The following is a 16,930-nucleotide window of genomic DNA, read 5'->3' on the forward strand; positions in this document are numbered from 1 at the left end:
GGGGCGCTCGGCGCGCCGGCCACGGGCGGTCCCGGCCGAGGCTCCGGCGTCCCCCGCAGCCCCTGCGGCCCCCACGTTCCCTGCTGCCCCTGTGCCCCCTGTGTCCCCCGTGTCCTCGACCGGCTCGGCCCTGCGCGCCGGTGCGGGGCGCAGCCGCGGGCGGGGCACGGCGCGGCGCAGGCGGCCCGGTTCAGGGACGACGCGGCGCAGCCGGGCCGACGTCGACGACGGCACGTCGGACGCGTCGGGGATGGCGGCGGACACGTCGTCGGGGTTGTCGGCCGCCGCGTCGACGAGGTCGTCGGGCGAGCCGAGGCGGTCCAGGATGCGGCGGACCGCGGCCGGGCTGTCGGCGGCGCCGGCGCGGCGGCGGTCGATCTCGCCGCGCAGCCCCGAGACCAGCCGCATCCGCGTGCCGGACGGCAGTTGACGCTGCTGGGCCACGTCGCCGACGCGGCTCAGGTAGTCGAAGACGAGCTGGTCGCTCTCGATCCCCACGAAGTTCCCTCCGGGGCTGCGGTGTTGTGGGCCCGGACCTCGACGTTACCGTGATCCGCCGCGCCGGGCCCCCTCGTGTCCGGGGAGATCATCCACACTCGCCGCCCGGCCCTTCCCGGTCCTTGTGTCACAGAACGTCGACAGCGGTGCCCGGCCGCCAACCGAACACACGTCTCCCGCAATCTTCTTGGGCGTCCGACGCCCCTGACCGCTGACAGTTGCCTGTACGTGTACCTGTGCCTGTACCTGTGCCTGCCGAGGAGACATCTGCCATGCCCGCGACATCCTCTTCCGCGTTCCGCCGTCTCCGTGGCCGGGCCACGGGGCTCGCCGTGGCCGGTACGGCCCTCGCGCTCGTCGCCTCGGTCCCGGCGACGGCCCTGACCGCGCAGACGGCGACCGAGCGGGCGACGTCCGTGGCCGCGGCGGCCGACCCGGTGTCCGTGCTCAAGTACAAGGCGTCGGAGCGTAAGGAAGCTCTCGCGTACTGGACGCCCGCCCGGATGAAGGCCGTCGGGCGGTCCGTGGACCTCGGTCCGACCGGGCCGAAGGCCAAGCCGTGGGAGGGCCCCGAGCTGAAGACCGTGGGGCGGCTGTTCTTCGTCAACTCGACGGGCGCGGACACGTGGTGCACGGCCACCGCCGTGAAGAGCGACAACCGCTCCACCGTGATGACGGCCGCCCACTGCGTACGCCGGGGCTCCTCCCCCTGGAACACCAATACGACGATGGTGTTCGCTCCCGGCTACCACCAGGGCAAGGCGCCGCACGGCGTGTTCCCCGTCCGCCAGGCTGCGACCCCGCGCGCGTGGGAGACGGAGTCCACCGACGACCTGGCCGCGCTCGTCGTCTCCCCCGACAAGAACGGCAAGAAGCTCACCGACGTCGTGGGAGGCCGTGCGGTCGCCTTCAACCGTCCCGTCGGCGGCACCGTCTCCGCCCTCGGCTACTCCGCCACCCGCCCCCAGCGCGGCGAGTCGCTGCTGCGCTGCGTCGGCAAGGCCAAGAAGGACCAGGGCACGCAGTCCATCCCCTGCGACATGAGCGGCGGCTCCAGCGGCGGCCCCTGGTTCGCCGACTTCAGCGCCGCCACCGGCAGGGGGACCCTCATCTCCGTCAACAGCTCGCTCGACTCGCTGGAGCCGACGAAGATGTTCGGGGAGATCTTCGGTTCGCTGGCGAAGAAGGTGTACGACAAGGCGCGCAGCGCCTGACGGCGGGTCGGGCGGGGTACGGCGGTGTGGCGTCACCGGGTGTTCCGGTGATGCCACACCGCGTTCCGCGCACCGCGTTCCGCGCACCGCTTCCCGCGTTCCGCGTACGGCGTTCCGCTGTCTTCGGTTCAGTCCCCGATCGCGAGGCCCCGCTGGCGCTGTCTGTGCAGCCTGCCGACGGCCACCAGTTGCCTGTGCTCCCACTCCGTGGCCGGGCGCAGCCGGTAGAAGGCCACCCGCCACTCCATTCCCGTCGGACGGGACAGTTCCACGTACAGCCCGTCGACGAGGCGTACGACGGCGGGCATCTGATACACCCGGTCGAAGACCACCATGCCGCCGGACAGTTCCTGCGGCGACGCGAACATCCCTGACACCGGCGCGGTCATCCCTTCGACGCCTTCCAGCTGCGCTCGTTCGCCACCGCGACGCGGGCGCTGAGCAGTTCTGTGGCGTCCACGGGTTCCACCCGTGCCGGGTCCGCGTCCCACTCCTTGCCGCCCGCCAGGGGGCGTAGTTGTACGTAGGGGCCCTCATGGCCCATGACGTGTCCGAGGGCGCCGGTCTTGCCGTCCCTGACGGTGCTGCCGAGCGCGGGCTTGGCTGGGTACATCCGCTCCACCTCCCGGGTCCGGACCCGCTCCGCAGGAAGTCCTGTGCGGAGCGCGACGGTTGGGCTACCGTGCGTATTCCGGGTACTTCGAGCATGACCGGGGATTCGGGGGTGAATACCGCCGACCGGCTGTAGTTCCGGGGCGTACGGGGGTAGTTCCGCATCTGCCGTGGAGGAGACCGTCATGCCGCCCAGGCGCGCAGTCACTGGCCGTAGCCAGGAACCGAGGCTCCGCTTCGCGGAAGAGCTGCGCGCGTTGCGCGCGGGGCGCGGGGAGAGCCTGCGGCGCTTGGGGGAGGTGGTGGGGTGGGATCCGTCCCTCTTCGGGAAGATGGAGAAGGGGGAGACCCTGGGCGGGCCCGAGGTCGCCGAAGCCCTGGACCAGCATTACGGTACGGCTGGCTTCCTGCTCACGCTGTGGGAGCTGGCGCTGGGCGACCCCACGCAGTTCAAGGAGCGGTACCGGCGGTACATGGCCCTTGAGGCCGAGGCGGTGAGCCTGTGGCACTACGCGGTGAGCGTGCTCCCGGGCTTGTTGCAGACGGAAGCGTATGCGCACACGCTGCTCGCCGCAGGTGGCCTCAAGGGCGATGAGCTGACCAAGCAGGTCGCCGCACGACTGGGACGGAGCGAGTTGCTGGCCGGGGAGGACCCACCCAGCTTCCGATCCATCCTGTCCGAGGCCGTCTTGCGGACACCGCTGGGGGATCATACGCAGTGGCGGCAGCAGTTGGAGCACCTGTTGGCGATGAGCGAACGGCAGAACGTGAAGATCCACGTCGTCGAGCAGTCCGTTGGGCTCCACGCCCTGACCAACACGCACACCATGTTCCTGCGGACCATGGACGCACGCACGGTCGCCTGGGTGGAGACCGGCTACTCGGGGGACTTGGTAGAGGAGACGGCCCCCGTCGAACGACTGCAACTCAGCTACGATTCCGTGCGCGATCTGGCCCTGTCCCCGGCCGCCTCCCGGAAGTTCATCGCGGAGATGTTGGAGGAAGCACCTTGCGTTCCATCGACCTGAGCACTGCAACTTGGTGCAAGAGTTCGTACAGCAACCAGGACGGCGGCGAATGCGTGGAGGTCTCCCCCGACTTCCTGGACGCCGCCGCCTGGCGCAAGGGCAGCCACAGCAACCAGGACGGCGGCCAGTGCATAGAAATCACCCACGACTTCGAAGGCCTCGTCCCCATACGCGACAGCAAGAATCCCGCCGGACCGGCGCTGATCCTCTCGGCCCCCGCCTGGGGCGCCTTCGTCGACGGCGTCAAGGCGGGCGGCTGACGCCTGACGCCTGACGCGGGAAGGAGTGCCATGCGCACCGTCGACCTGAGTAGCACAACATGGCGCAGGAGTTCGTACAGCAACTCGGACGGGGGCGCGTGCGTCGAGGTCTCCCACGACTTCCTTGCTCTCGCCTCCTGGCGCAAAAGCAGCCACAGCAACTCGTCCGGTGGCGAATGCGTCGAGATCTCGCACGACTTCCTGGACGCCGCCGCTTGGCGCAAGAGCAGCTACAGCAACCCTGACGGCGGCCAGTGCCTGGAACTCACTCACGACTTCGAAGGCATCGTCCCCATACGCGACAGCAAGAACCCCGCCGGACCGGCGCTGATCCTCTCGGCCCCCGCCTGGTCGACCTTCCTCAACGGCGTCAAAGCAGGCGGCTGACGCGGGAAGGAGTGCAGTGCCATGCGCACCGTCGACCTGAGTAGCGCAACATGGCGCAGGAGTTCATACAGCAACTCTGACGGCGGCGAATGCGTGGAGGTCTCCCCCGACTTCCTGGACGCCGCCACATGGCGCAAAAGCAGCCACAGCAACCAAGACGGCGGCGCATGCCTAGAAGTCGCCGTCAACAGCCCAGGGGCCGTCGTGCCCGTACGCGACAGCAAGAACCCCGCCGGACCGGCGCTGATCCTCTCGGCCCCCGCCTGGGGGGCCTTCCTCGGGAGTGTCAAGGCGGGGGGCGGCAGGCGACAGGCCTAGCGGAGGCGCCCGCGCCCGGCCCGGCGGGCGAACCGCTACCGTGGCCAGGATGAGCACCCCGGACGCACCCCGTTCCCTGGCGGAAGCCCTCCGGGCGTGCGACGACGCGGCCATGGTCGCGTTGTTGCGGGCCCGGCCCGACCTCCTGACGCCGGTTCCGAACGATCTGACGCAGCTGGCGACGCGCGCGGGCACGCGCGCGTCCGTCGTGCGCGCCCTGGAGCGGCTCGACCGGTTCACGCAGCAGGTCGCTGAGGCCCTCGCGGTGGCGCCGGAACCGGCCACGTACGGGGAGCTGCTCGGCCTGGTGGCGGGCGACGACGAACCGGACGGGGTGCGGGACGCCCTGGACCGGGCCCTGGGCACACTGCGCGGGCAGGCGCTGGTGTGGGGCGGCGGCGACAGGTTCCGCCTGGTGCGGACCGCGAGGGAGCTGCTCGCGCCGACCCCGCAGCGGCCGTCGCCGACGGGCCTCGGGCCGACCGTCGGTGAGGCGATGGCGGGGATGTCGCCGGGCCGCGTACAGAGCCTGGTGACGGCGGCGGGCCTCGCGGCGACGCACGACGCGGTGTCGGCGGTGGAGGCGCTGACGGCACTGTTCACCGACCGCAAGCGGATGGCGGCGCTCCTGGACGAGGCGCCCCCGGAGTCCGTGGAGGTGCTGTCGCGGCTCGTGTGGGGGCCGCCGTACGGGCAGGTCACCGCCGAACCGGCGGGACATCTGCGCTGGCTCATCGACCGGGGCCTGCTCCTGCCGACGGCGCCGGGGACGGTGGTGCTGCCGCGCGAAGTGGCGCTGCATCTGCGCGGGGGCCGCGCCCACCACGTACTGGAGGCGGTCGCGCCGCCCGTTGTGGCCGCACGCGAACACCGTCCACAGGTTGTGGACAACACCGCGGCGGGCCAGGCGCACATGGCGCTCGCCACCGTCGAGGAGCTCCTGAAGGACTGGGACGAGGGCGGGCCCGCGGTGCTGCGCGCGGGCGGCCTGAGCGTGCGCGACCTGAAGCGGACCGCGGTGGCCCTGGACGTACCGGAGCCGCAGGCGGCGTTCTGGGTGGAGCTCGCCTACTCGGCGGGACTGCTCGCGGCCGACGGCGAGGCCGACGAGCGGTACGCGGCGACACCCGCCTACGACACCTGGCAGGAGCTGCCGGTCGCCGAGCGGTGGACGCGGCTCGCCACCGCGTGGCTGGCCGGGACCCGCACGGCGGGCCTGGTCGGCGGGCGGGACAGCAAGGACCGGACGCTGTCCGCGCTCGGCCCCGGCCTGGACCGCTCCGCCGCACCCGAGGTGCGCACACGCGTGCTCGGGCTGCTCGCCGAACTGCCCGAGGGCGCGGCGCCCGACGCGGAATCGGTCCAGGCCCGGCTCCGCTGGGAGCGGCCCCCCGGCACGGGCGCCTCCGACCTGCGCTCCCGCCTCGCGCACTGGACCCTGGAGGAGGCCGAACTCCTCGGCGTCACGGGCCGCGGCGCCCTGTCCGCCCACGGCCGTGCGCTCCTGGCCGAAGGCCTTGATCAGCACTCGCCGTCCCCCGGGAGTGGTGGAGCGGGGACCGGCGCCGCGGGTGAGCGCGCGGCCCGGCTGCTCGCGCCGCTCCTGCCCGAGCCCCTCGACCACGTGCTGCTGCAAGCCGACCTCACCGCCGTCGCGCCCGGACCGCTGCGACGGCCCCTCGCCGACGCCCTCGCGGTGCTCGCCGACATCGAGTCCAAGGGCGGCGCGACCGTGTACCGGTTCACGCCCGGCTCCGTACGACGAGCACTCGACGCCGGACAGAGCGCCTCCGACCTGCACGCCTTCCTCACCGCGCACTCCCGGACACCCGTGCCGCAGCCCCTGTCGTACCTGATCGACGACGTGGCGCGGAAACACGGCCATCTGCGCATCGGCGCCGCCTCCGCCTACGTACGCTGCGACGACGAGGGCGTGCTCAATGAAATCCTCGCCGACAGGCGGGGCGAAGGGCTGCGACTGCGGCGGCTGGCGCCGACCGTGCTCGCCACCCCCGCCGACCCCGCGACCCTCCTCGAAGGGCTGCGCTCCATGGGCTTCGCGCCCTCCGCGGAGAGCGCCGAGGGCGACGTCCTCATCACCCGCGCGCACAGCCACCGCACCCCGCCGCGCACCGCGCCCGAACCCGTGCCGGACGGGCCGCCGCTGCCCGACGCCACCCTCCTCGGCGCCGCCGTCCGCGCCATCCGCGCCGGCGACCTCGCCTCGACGGCACCGCGCAAGGAAGCGCCCACCGCCGCCCCCGGCGAACTGCCCCGCACCACCGCCGCCGAGACCCTCGCCACCATGCAGGCGGCCGTCCTCACCGGCGAGGCCCTGTGGATCGGCTACGTCAACGCCGAGGGCGCCGCCAGCCAGCGCGTCATCGCGCCCGTCCGCGTCGAGGGCGGCTTCGTCACCGCGTACGACCACACGGCCGACGAGGTCCGCACCTACCCGCTGCACCGCGTCACGGGCGTGGCGGAACTGGCGGACGAGGCGGGCTGACCACGGGCCCCGGCAGGGGCGTGCCGCCGGGTCCGGCCGGTTCCGGCAGGGGCGTGCCGCCGGACCTGGCCGGTTCCGGCAGGGGCGTGCCCCCGGGCCTGGCCGGGTCCGGCCGCCGCGTCCAGCGGTGCCACCAGTGGTGGCGCCGCGGGTGCAGCGCGCGGCCCAGGCGCCGCCCGGCCAGGAGATAGCCGATCAGCGCACCGGCCGTGTTCAGCAGGACGTCGTCGATGTCGAAGGCCCGCCCGGTGACGAGGACGCCCTGCGCGCTCTCCACCATCAGCATCACCAGGGCCGTCACCGCGGCGACCCGCACCAGGCCGCGCGCCCTCGGCATCAGCATCGGGAGCAGCACACCGAAGGGCACACCGAGCAGGACGTTGCCGCCGATCTGCTTGATCGTGTCCTTGAAGTCGGGCTGGTCCAGATAGGCGCTGATGGAGTCGCCGGGGCGCAGGTTGGTGTGGGTGAGGTCCGTGGACCCCGGCGAGGGCACCAGGGTGGCCCTGGCCAGCAGCACGGCGAACCCGACCATGCAGACGAAGCTGACCAGGAGGACCAGGCCGCGGGCGAGCAGCGCGGTGCGGGTGCCGCGCTGGAGCGGCGGCACCGCGCTCTTGTCGTGACCGTGACCGTCACCGGGCGCCGCGCTCTTTCCGCGACCGTGACCGTCACTGTGACCGTCTTCGGGCGCCGCGCTCTTCCCGCGACCGTGACCGTCACCGTGACCGTCTTCGGGCTCAAGGCCCTTCTCGTAACCGTGCTCTTGCGTCGGCTCGGCAGTCATACCCCCCGGATACCCCCGACCACGCGACGTAGCGGAGCCGTTCGGGAGAGCGGGGTTCACCGGGAGGAGAACCCCGCCCGGCGCACGCCCAGGCGCGCCAGGCGCGTCGCGCCACCCCGCCCGGAGCCCCGTGCCCCGGCCCGTCCGGACCACCTTCGGCGAACTCCCGCACGAGCACGGATCGTTACCCATAGCCTACGTAGGGTGACCGTCACCACCTCTCAGCTGAAACAGCTGCTGGACTCCGATCCGCGGCGCCTCGGGCCCTACCGGCTTGTTGGCGTGCTCGGGCGCGGCGGCATGGGCGAGGTCTTCCTCGGGCGGGACCGCGGGGGACGGCTCGTCGCCGTCAAGCGGGTGCGCCCGTCGCTGGTGCACGAGCGGGACGCCAGACGGCGGTTCGCACGCGAGGTCACCGCGGCCCGCCAGGTCGAGAGCCCCCTCGTCGCCCAGGTCCTCGATGCCGAACCGGAGGCCGACCAGCCCTGGCTGGCCACGGAGTACGTACCGGGCATCCCGCTCTCCGAGGCCGTCGACACCTACGGCCCGCTCCCGGAGCCGTACGTGCGCGCCATCGCCCGGCAGCTCACGGACGCCCTCGCCGCGATCCACCGCGCCGGGCTCGTGCACCGCGACTTCAAGCCGTCGAACGTCCTGCTGAGCGCGCACGGCCCACGCGTACTGGACTTCGGCGTCGCCCGGCACCTGCACGCGAGCACCTTCACCACCAGCCAGGCCTTCCTCGGCACGCCCGCGTTCGCCGCGCCCGAGCAGTGGGACGCGGCCGGCATCACCGGCGCGGCGGACGTCTTCTCGCTGGCCTCCACGCTGGTGTTCGCGCTGCGCAAGCGGGCGCCGTTCGACGCGGAGGACATGTGGCGGGTGATGTACGCGATCCGCTTCGAGGAACCCGACCTGTCGGACCTGCCCTGCCGCTGGCAGGCCCTGACGGCGCTCTGCCTCGCCAAGGAACCCGCCCGGCGCCCCTCCCTGGCCGAGCTGGCCACGGCCCTGGACCACTTCCCCTCCGCCGGACAGGACGTCGTCCTGCCGGACGGCCTCGCCGAACTCCTGCCCGCGCCCGCCGTGCCCCGGCCCCGGGAGCCGCGGCCGGAGCCGGGTCCCGGGCGGCGGCAGGTGCTCCGGGCGGGGGCCGCCACCCTGCTCGGGGCGGGCTGCGCGGGCCTGCTCGCGGGGGACCGGCGGGCGGGCCCCGAGGTGTGGACGTTCCCCACCCATGGCGCGGTCCACCAGCTCCTGGCCACCGACGGGACCCTGTACGCGGTGGACGGCACGGGCTACGTGTACGCCCTGGACGCACGCACCGGCGAGCTGTTCTGGAGCAGATGGCTCCAGAGCGGGAGCACCCAGCCCTGGCTCGGCGCCCCGGCCGCCGGCGCCACCGGGCTCTACGTCACGGGCGACTCCCTGTACGCGCTGAACGCGACGTCCGGGCAGGAGCGGTGGAGCCTCGGCCTGAGCGCGCTCGGCCCACCGGTGGTGACGCAGCAGGCCGTCTGCCTGATCACGCCCGACGCGCACGGCACCGGCGACCAGCTGTCCCTCGTGGACCCGTACCTGGGCGAGCAGATCTCCGTGGGCCGCGACGGCCTCGCGGCCCGGGTGCGGGCCGGGCGCGGCGCGCTCACGGCACCCGCGGCGATCGACGACACCACGCTCGTCGTCGGCGAACGCGGAGGGCTGCTGCACCGCGTCAGCCTGGAGAACCGGCGCGACCACCGCACACTGCGCCTGCCCGGCGCCGTCCTCGTCGACCCCGCCGCGCCCCTCGTACGCAACGGCATCGCCTACCTCGGCACCACGGACCCCGGCGCCGGTCTCACCGCCGTCGACGTGCACGCCATGCGGCCCGTCTGGTCCCGCCCCCTCGGCCCGCCCGGCGAAACCTGGTCGACTCCCGTCCTCGACGACCTCACCGGCCTCGTCCACCTCACCGGCCGGAGCACCGGCGTCCACGCCGTCGACCGCGGCACCGGCGAACCCGCCTGGTCCCACCGCCCCACGGCACCCACCCCGAGCGCCCCCGCCCTCGCCGACGCCGTCCTGTACGTCCTCACCGAGGCCGGCGACCTCCTCGCCCTGAACACCCGCGGCGGCGGCAGGCCCCTGCTGCGCCGCTCCTACGCCCCCTTCGCCACCGGCACCCCGGTCGCCGCCCCCGTCACCACCCACGGCCTCGTCCACTTCGCCACCGCCGACCACGTCGTCCGCGCGATCCCGCAGACGTCGGCCCTCGGCTCATAAGGACGGACCGGCAACACGGGACGGGTACGAGCGGCGATGCGGCACACTGGATGTTTGGCCTAGCGAAAGGGCACCCACCGGTGAACGGACCGCTCATCGTCCAGTCGGACAAGACTCTGCTGCTCGAGGTGGACCACGAGCAGGCCGACGCCTGCCGCCGCGCCATCGCCCCGTTCGCGGAGCTGGAGCGCGCCCCCGAACACATCCACACCTACCGGCTCACGCCCCTCGGCCTGTGGAACGCCCGCGCCGCCGGGCACGACGCCGAGCAGGTCGTCGACGCCCTCGTCGCGTACTCGCGCTACCCCGTCCCGCACGCCCTGCTCGTGGACGTCGCCGAGACCATGGCCCGCTACGGCCGCCTCACCCTCGCCAAGCACCCCGCGCACGGCCTGGTCCTGACCACCACCGACCGGCCCGTCCTGGAGGAGATCCTCCGCTCGAAGAAGATCCAGCCGCTGGTCGGCACCCGCGTCGACCCGGACACGGTCGCCGTGCACCCCTCCGAGCGCGGCCAGATCAAGCAGACCCTCCTGAAGCTGGGCTGGCCCGCCGAGGACCTCGCCGGGTACGTCGACGGTGAGGCGCACGCCATCGACCTCGACGAGACCGGCTGGGCGCTGCGCCCCTACCAGCGGCAGGCCGTGGAGAACTTCTGGCACGGCGGCAGCGGCGTCGTCGTGCTGCCCTGCGGCGCGGGCAAGACCCTCGTCGGCGCGGGCGCCATGGCCGAGGCCAAGGCGACCACCCTCATCCTCGTCACCAACACCGTCTCCGCCCGCCAGTGGAAGCACGAGCTGGTCAAGCGGACCTCCCTCACCGAGGACGAGATCGGCGAGTACAGCGGTACGAAGAAGGAGATCCGCCCCGTCACCATCGCGACCTACCAGGTCCTGACGACCAGGCGGAAGGGCATCTACCCGCACCTGGAGCTGTTCGACTCCCGCGACTGGGGCCTCATCCTCTACGACGAGGTGCACCTGCTGCCCGCGCCCGTCTTCAAGTTCACCGCCGACCTCCAGGCACGGCGGCGGCTCGGGCTCACCGCGACCCTCGTCCGCGAGGACGGCCGCGAGTCGGACGTCTTCTCGCTCATCGGGCCCAAGCGGTTCGACGCTCCCTGGAAGGAGATCGAGGCCCAGGGGTACATCGCGCCCGCCGACTGCGTCGAGGTCCGCGTCAACCTCACCGACAGCGAGCGGCTCGCGTACGCCACCGCCGAGGCCGAGGAGAAATATCGGTTCTGCGCGACCACCGCGACCAAGCGGAAGGTCACCGAGGCGCTCGTGCGCAAGCACGCCGGGCAGCAGACCCTCGTCATCGGGCAGTACATCGACCAGCTCGACGAGCTGGGCGAGCACCTGAACGCCCCCGTCATCAAGGGCGAGACCACCAACGCGCAGCGCGAGAAGCTCTTCGACGCCTTCCGCGAGGGCGAGATCTCCGTCCTCGTCGTCTCCAAGGTCGCCAACTTCTCCATCGACCTGCCCGAGGCCACCGTCGCCATCCAGGTCTCCGGCACCTTCGGCTCCCGCCAGGAGGAGGCCCAGCGCCTCGGCCGCGTCCTGCGCCCCAAGGCCGACGGCCACGAGGCCCGCTTCTACTCCGTCGTGGCCCGCGACACCATCGACCAGGACTTCGCCGCCCACCGCCAGCGGTTCCTCGCGGAACAGGGGTACGCCTACCGGATCCTGGACGCGGACGCGGTACTGGCGGAGGACGCCTGACAGCGAAGATCGGCGCTGCGCACCTCGTCCTCAATCGCCGGACCGGCTGAAATCGCGCCGGCGCGCTCGTCCTCAATCGCCGGACGGGCTGAGAACTTCGCCGGTGCGGCAGCGTTTCAGCCCGTCCGGCGATTGAGGACGAGGCCGCAGGCCGACACGGGGTCTGGGGCGGAGCCCCAGGTTCGGGAAGGGGCGGAACTGGGGCGCACCCGCGAGGACCACCCACCCGCACACAATCGCCCCCACCCCCACCCCCACCGCATACGGCGAAGCCAACGGCTGCTGCCACCACGCGAGGTGGAGATCGGCGGACCCGGCATGCGGCACGAGCCACAGGGTGCGCGCCGTGAACAGCAGGGCGACCACCCCCGCAGCCCCTCTCCGCCCCTCCCCCAGCAACACCACGACCACCGGCACACACCACACCCAGTGATGCGACCAGCTGATGGGCGAGACGAGCAGCCCGGCAAAGGCAGCCACGAGCACCCCCCGAGCAGCCGCCCCGGAGCCGGAGGCCCTCCGGGCGCCCCACAGCCCCCCGACGGCGACGAGAAGCGCGGGCCCGGCCCAGAGAATCCCCGGCTCCGGCTCATGGAGGACCCGGGCGACGACCCCCTGCAAGGACTGGTTGTCGACGATCCACGCCTTCCCGACCCGCCCGGTCTCGAAGACCCGCCGCGTCCAGAAGTCGACACTGGCCCGGGGCAGCGCGACCGCCCCGAGCAGCACGGTCCCCGCAAACGCGGCCACGGCGGTCACGGCTTCCCGTACCCGCCGGGTGAGAAGCAGGTAGAGGATGAAGAAGGCCGGGGTCAGCTTGATCCCGGCGGCGACCCCGACGGCGAACCCCCGCCCCACGGCCCCCGGCGCCCGCGTCAGATCCCACAGCACCAGGCAGGCCAGCGCCAGATTGATCTGCCCGAACAGCACGGTCTGGAAGACGGGTTCGAGCCAGAGCGCGAACGCGGCGCCCGCGCACAGGGCCGCGGGCCGCGAGGGCAGCCCGGCGAGGCGGCAGGAGAGGTGCAGGAACAGCAGCAGGAGGGCGACGTTGCCGACGAGGAAGGCCGCCTTGAGGGCGGCGAGCGGCAGCCAGGTCGTGGGGACGAAGAGGAGGGCGGCGAACGGCGGGTAGGTGGCGGGCAGTTCCCACCGGGTGACGGTGAACCCGTACAGATCCCGACCGCCGACGACGGCGGCCCCCTCGGCCCGGTACACCAGGGCATCGGCCATGGGCAGCCCGTGCACGCCACAGAGGACGGCGAAGCCCGTACAGGAGAGGGCAAGGAGGGAGATTCCGGCCACCGCGTTGGGTGACCAGCTGGCCACGTACCGTCGCATCACGGCCGTGACCCTAGCGAACGACCACGAACGTCCGGTGTATCCGGCGCGGCGGGCAGCCGCCCAGGGGTGGGCGGAGGACGGTCGCCCAGGGGTGGGCGGAAGACGGTCGCCCAGGGGTAGGCAGGACGGTCGGCCAGAGGTGGGCGGAGGACGGTCGCCCAAGGACGGGCGGAGGGCGGTCGTCTCAGCGGCGGCGGACGCCCGCCTCCTCCGCGAACTCGCCGAGCACGGCCACGCCGAAGGCCGTGCCCATGAAGACCTTGGCGGCCCGCAGGGCGGTGCCGACGCGGTGCGGACGGTGGTCGCCGGAGAGCGCCGTGGCGCCCGCGGTGGGACGGGGGCCGGCCGGCCCGGAGGACAGGGACGCTGAGGTGAAGGTTGCGCTGCTCATGTATCCATGGTCCGCCCGCGGGGGCACCCGCACATCGGCCTGGCGGGGTAACCGCCGGAGCCGCCCGGTACGACTCACGGGCGGTGCTGTCCGTCTCGGGACGGAGTCGCGAGGATGACGTCCCTCAGGGTTTTCTCGGGGATGCCTCAGGGTTTCGTGTGGCGGCGGAGACCGGCCCCGCGGCCCTGATCGCCCCTGGCGCGGGAAAACCGTTGGCTCCGCCACCGGCCGCTCACCTAACCTTTCCCCTTCCCGTCTCCCGCCCAGCGGAGCGCCGCCGTCCGGCCGGAAACCGGCGGCCCCGAGCACGCACAGAGCACCGCGCCACACGCGCCACACGCACCACCCGTAGCCGCCGGAGGCCCCGCAGTGAACGCCCCATCCGTACCCGTGCCCGACAACCCCCTTGCCCGCGAGCAGGCGCATCTCACCGCGTCCCGCTCAGCCCTGCGCGCCATGCGCGAGGACGTGGCGTCACTGGACATCCGTGACGTGACGGCGAACTGGGTCAACGCCGCCGTGCTGCAGAGCCAGATCGACGACCGGATCAAGGCGCTCGCGGACCTCGCGCACACGCCGCTGTTCTTCGGCAGGCTCGACTTCCTGCACGCGCCGGGCGCCGAGCAGGCCGAGGGCGGCGAGGGCGAGCAGTTCTACATCGGGCGCAGGCACGTGCACGACGCCGACGGCGACCCCATGGTGATCGACTGGCGCGCGCCCGTCTCCCAGCCGTTCTACCGGGCGTCGAAGAAGGACCCGCAGGACGTCGGTCTGCGCCGCCGCTTCGGGTACACCGGCGGCGACCTGACCGCGTACGAGGACGAGCATCTGACGGACCCCGGCGAGGCCGAGCAGGTCAGCAAGCTGCTCCAGCAGGAGATCGAGCGGCCGCGCGTGGGCCCGATGCGGGACATCGTGGCGACGATCCAGCCGGAGCAGGACGAGATCGTGCGCGGCGGGCTCGCCGGTTCGGTCTGCGTGCAGGGAGGCCCCGGTACCGGAAAGACGGCGGTGGGCCTGCACCGGGTCGCGTACCTCCTGTACGCGCACCGGGAACGCCTCGCCCGCACCGGCACCCTCGTCATCGGCCCGAACCGGTCCTTCCTGCACTACATCGAGCAGGTGCTTCCCGCGCTCGGCGAGTTGGAGGTGCGGCAGGCCACCGTCGCCGACCTGGTCGCGCACGTCGAGGTGCGGGGCACGGACGATCCGGCGGCGGCCCTGGTCAAGGGGGACGCGCGGATGGCGGAGGTGCTGCGCGGGGCGCTGCGCTCGTACATCACGATGCCGCGGGAGGGCATCGTGGTGGTGCGCGGCTCGCGCCGCTGGCGCGTCCCGGTGTACGACCTGGAGGAGATCGTCGAGGAGTTGCTGGCCCGCGACATGCGGTACGGGGCGGCCCGCGAGGCCCTGCCGCAGCGCATCGCGCACGCCGTCCTCGTCCAGATGGAACGTTCCGGTGAGGCGCCGGACGACCGGGTGCAGGACGCGGTGGCCCGCAACGCGGCGGTGAAGGCGGCCGTGAAGGCGATCTGGCCGCCCGTCGACCCGGCGAAGCTGGTGCTGCGGCTGCTGTCCGACGCGGAGTTCCTCGCCGCGCACGCCGGGGGAATCCTCGACGAGGCGGAACAGAAGGCGGTGCTGTGGGAGCGGCCGGGGCGCGGGGTGAAGAGCGCGAAGTGGTCGGCGGCGGACGCGGTCCTGATCGACGAGGCCTCCGACCTGGTCTCCCGTACGCACTCACTCGGACATGTCGTCCTCGACGAGGCGCAGGATCTGTCGCCGATGCAGTACCGGGCGGTGGGGCGCCGGTGCACGACCGGTTCGGCGACCGTCCTCGGGGACCTGGCGCAGGGGACCACGCCGTGGGCGACGCGGAGCTGGGACGAGGCGCTCGCGCATCTCGGCAAGGCGGACGCGGTGGTGGAGGAGCTGACGGCTGGTTTCCGCGTGCCGCGCGAGGTGATCGCGTACGCGTCGCGGCTGCTGCCGGTGATCGCGCCGGGGCTCGCGGAGGTGGGTTCTGTGCGGGAGGCTCCCGGCTCGCTGTCGGTGCGCCGGGTGGCCTCCTCCGGTCTGACGGAGGCGGTGGTGGGCGCCTGCGTCACATCCCTGTCCCAGGAGGGGTCGATCGGTCTGATCGCGGCGGACGCGCGGGTGCCCGAGCTGGCGCGGGCCCTCGACGCTGCCGGTCTCGGCTGTCTCTCCCCCGGCGAGGAGACCACCCCCGACGTCCGGCTCACCTTGGTCCCGGCGTCCCTCGCCAAGGGCCTGGAGTACGACTACGTGGTCCTGGACGAGCCGGCGGCCGTGGTCTCCGGCGAGCCCGACGAACGCACGGGCCTGCGCCGCCTGTACGTGGCCCTGACCCGAGCGGTGTCGGGCCTGACGGTGCTGCACTCGGCCCCACTCCCCCCGGCGCTGGCCTCGACCGAACACAACGGCTAGCCCAAGGGGGCCCTGTGCCCACCCGTTCCGCCCGTGGCGGACCAGCTGCCCACAGGGGGACGGCCCGCCCCACTGACCGGAGGCCGCCGAACGACGGCGGTGGCACGGGCGACCCGAGCCGGAAACCGGCTGGAAACGGGCGGGCGGGTGGGAGAGCTTTTCCCGGCGCGAAGCGGCGGGGCAGCCCCACCGGCCGACGGCCGCCGAACAACAGCCGTGGCACAGGAGACCCGAACCGGAACCCACCCGGAAACGGGCGGGCGGGTGGGAGAGGACCCCCGGCGCGAAGCGGCGGGGTCAGGCGTCCAGGGCGCGGCGCCAAGCCGAAACGGCGGCGGAGGAGAGCGGAGCGCCCCACCCGTGGGGCCGTGCGGCTCCGCCGATGTGAAAACCGTCGAGCCCCCCCGCCCGCAACCCCCCAAGATGCTCAAGCCGCAACCCACCCCCCACGAGGATCCGCGCCCCGTACCCGGGCTCCCCGCCCCGCGCGGCCTCGGCGAGCAGCGTGGGCAGCCCCTCGTCGACGCCGCCCGCCGCCCCGGCGGTGAGGTAGGTGTCGAGTCCGGGCAGATCGGCAAGCTGCTTGCGCAGGGCGTCGCGGTCGGCGGCCCGGTCGATGGCCCGGTGGAACGTCCACCGGCACCCGTCGAGCGCCCCCACGACCCGTTCGACGGCGGCGACATCGGCCCCGCCGGTCTCGGCGTCGAGGAAGCCGAGGACGAACTCGTCGGCCCCCGCGCCGCGCAGCTCCCGCGCCCGCCCCACCAGCGCGTCGACGTCCCCCGCGTCGAACCCGTCGGCGAGCCGCAGCATGACGCGCAGGGGGATGTCCACGGAGGCACGGATCTCAGCGAAGGCCTCGACGGACGGCGTGAGCCCGTCCGCGGCCATGTCGGTGACCAGCTCGAGGCGGTCCGCCCCTCCGGCCTGGGCGGCGACCGCGTCCTCGGCGTCGAGTGCGATCACCTCCAGGAGCGCGCGTCTGCTCATGGATGTCTTCCTTAGGAAATCGGCGCCTGCTGTCGGCGGGTGTGGGAGTCGTGCGGGGCGACGACCACAGAAACACAGGTCTAGTCCAATTACCAGGGTACGCGCAGATCACCCCGGCGGGAATTCGACCGCGCCGGGGTGATCAGGCCAAGCGC

General features: G+C 73.1%; 15 protein-coding genes and 1 pseudogene. 9 read left to right on the plus strand and 7 right to left on the minus strand.

Annotation, left to right across the window (positions count from 1 at the left end):
• A pseudogene (locus tag GPA10_RS42720) lies at positions 1-498 on the minus strand (hypothetical protein); the annotation flags it as partial.
• A 272-nt stretch (positions 499-770) separates the two neighbouring features.
• Between GPA10_RS42720 and GPA10_RS24515 the strand changes: the two are divergent.
• On the plus strand, positions 771-1,712 hold the full coding sequence (locus tag GPA10_RS24515) for a trypsin-like serine peptidase (protein ID WP_157167411.1): 942 nt from the start codon (positions 771-773) through the stop codon (positions 1,710-1,712).
• Between the two features lie 128 nt (positions 1,713-1,840).
• Here the strand turns inward: GPA10_RS24515 and GPA10_RS24520 are convergent, their stop codons facing one another.
• Together GPA10_RS24520 and GPA10_RS24525 are read right to left on the minus strand one after the other, a co-directional pair.
• Positions 1,841-2,101 (minus strand): hypothetical protein, encoded by a 261-nt coding sequence (locus GPA10_RS24520; RefSeq protein WP_246259684.1) that lies wholly within the window; start codon positions 2,099-2,101, stop codon positions 1,841-1,843.
• Positions 2,098-2,325 carry a hypothetical protein gene (locus GPA10_RS24525; RefSeq protein ID WP_058846261.1) on the minus strand — a complete coding sequence of 76 codons (228 nt, stop codon included), beginning with the start codon at positions 2,323-2,325 and terminating at the stop codon, positions 2,098-2,100. Before GPA10_RS24525 ends, GPA10_RS24520 begins: the two co-directional genes overlap by 4 nt.
• A 184-nt stretch (positions 2,326-2,509) precedes the next feature.
• Between GPA10_RS24525 and GPA10_RS24530 the strand changes: the two genes are divergently transcribed.
• From GPA10_RS24530 to GPA10_RS24550, 5 genes are read left to right on the plus strand one after another with little or no spacing between them, the layout of a single operon-like run.
• Positions 2,510-3,352, plus strand: coding sequence for a helix-turn-helix domain-containing protein (locus GPA10_RS24530; RefSeq protein WP_157167536.1), 843 nt, complete (start codon positions 2,510-2,512; stop codon positions 3,350-3,352).
• Positions 3,334-3,612 (plus strand): DUF397 domain-containing protein, encoded by a 279-nt coding sequence (locus GPA10_RS24535; RefSeq protein ID WP_157167412.1) that lies wholly within the window; start codon positions 3,334-3,336, stop codon positions 3,610-3,612. Before GPA10_RS24530 ends, GPA10_RS24535 begins: the two co-directional genes overlap by 19 nt.
• A gap of 30 nt (positions 3,613-3,642) precedes the next feature.
• The gene (locus GPA10_RS24540) at positions 3,643-3,999 is read left to right on the plus strand and encodes a DUF397 domain-containing protein (protein WP_058846263.1); all 357 of its coding nucleotides are present in this window, start codon (positions 3,643-3,645) and stop codon (positions 3,997-3,999) included.
• A 21-nt stretch (positions 4,000-4,020) separates the two neighbouring features.
• The gene (locus GPA10_RS24545; RefSeq protein ID WP_157167413.1) at positions 4,021-4,317 is read left to right on the plus strand and encodes a DUF397 domain-containing protein; all 297 of its coding nucleotides are present in this window, start codon (positions 4,021-4,023) and stop codon (positions 4,315-4,317) included.
• Positions 4,318-4,366: 49 nt separating this feature from the next.
• Positions 4,367-6,823: a helicase C-terminal domain-containing protein gene (locus GPA10_RS24550; RefSeq protein WP_157167414.1), complete on the plus strand. Its 2,457-nt coding sequence runs from the start codon at positions 4,367-4,369 to the stop codon at positions 6,821-6,823.
• On the opposite strand, the gene GPA10_RS24555 is transcribed toward GPA10_RS24550, so the two are convergent.
• Complete coding sequence (locus GPA10_RS24555) at positions 6,786-7,400, minus strand: VanZ family protein (RefSeq protein ID WP_246259707.1); 615 nt, start codon at positions 7,398-7,400, stop codon at positions 6,786-6,788. The two genes, GPA10_RS24550 and GPA10_RS24555, sit on opposite strands and share 38 nt — an antisense overlap.
• A 414-nt stretch (positions 7,401-7,814) precedes the next feature.
• Between GPA10_RS24555 and GPA10_RS24560 the strand changes: the two genes are divergently transcribed.
• On the plus strand, positions 7,815-9,875 hold the full coding sequence (locus tag GPA10_RS24560; protein ID WP_157167415.1) for a protein kinase domain-containing protein: 2,061 nt from the start codon (positions 7,815-7,817) through the stop codon (positions 9,873-9,875).
• An 80-nt stretch (positions 9,876-9,955) separates the two neighbouring features.
• Positions 9,956-11,602 carry a DNA repair helicase XPB gene (locus tag GPA10_RS24565; protein WP_058846266.1) on the plus strand — a complete coding sequence of 549 codons (1,647 nt, stop codon included), beginning with the start codon at positions 9,956-9,958 and terminating at the stop codon, positions 11,600-11,602.
• Between the two features lie 72 nt (positions 11,603-11,674).
• Here GPA10_RS24565 and GPA10_RS24570 read toward each other — a convergent pair whose 3' ends face one another.
• Together GPA10_RS24570 and GPA10_RS24575 are read right to left on the minus strand one after the other, a co-directional pair.
• Positions 11,675-12,943: a glycosyltransferase 87 family protein gene (locus tag GPA10_RS24570; RefSeq protein ID WP_157167538.1), complete on the minus strand. Its 1,269-nt coding sequence runs from the start codon at positions 12,941-12,943 to the stop codon at positions 11,675-11,677.
• A gap of 187 nt (positions 12,944-13,130) precedes the next feature.
• Positions 13,131-13,337, minus strand: a complete 207-nt coding sequence (locus GPA10_RS24575; RefSeq protein ID WP_157167417.1) for a hypothetical protein — start codon at positions 13,335-13,337, stop codon at positions 13,131-13,133.
• A 456-nt stretch (positions 13,338-13,793) separates the two neighbouring features.
• Between GPA10_RS24575 and GPA10_RS24580 the strand changes: the two genes are divergently transcribed.
• Complete coding sequence (locus GPA10_RS24580; RefSeq protein ID WP_157167539.1) at positions 13,794-15,785, plus strand: HelD family protein; 1,992 nt, start codon at positions 13,794-13,796, stop codon at positions 15,783-15,785.
• 297 nt (positions 15,786-16,082) lie between these two features.
• Here the strand turns inward: GPA10_RS24580 and GPA10_RS24585 are convergent, their stop codons facing one another.
• Complete coding sequence (locus GPA10_RS24585) at positions 16,083-16,775, minus strand: copper homeostasis protein CutC (RefSeq protein WP_058846269.1); 693 nt, start codon at positions 16,773-16,775, stop codon at positions 16,083-16,085.
• Positions 16,776-16,930 lie beyond the last annotated feature (155 nt).

The organism is Streptomyces typhae, assembly GCF_009755605.1.
GTDB classification, from domain to species: Bacteria; Actinomycetota; Actinomycetes; order Streptomycetales; family Streptomycetaceae; genus Streptomyces; species Streptomyces typhae.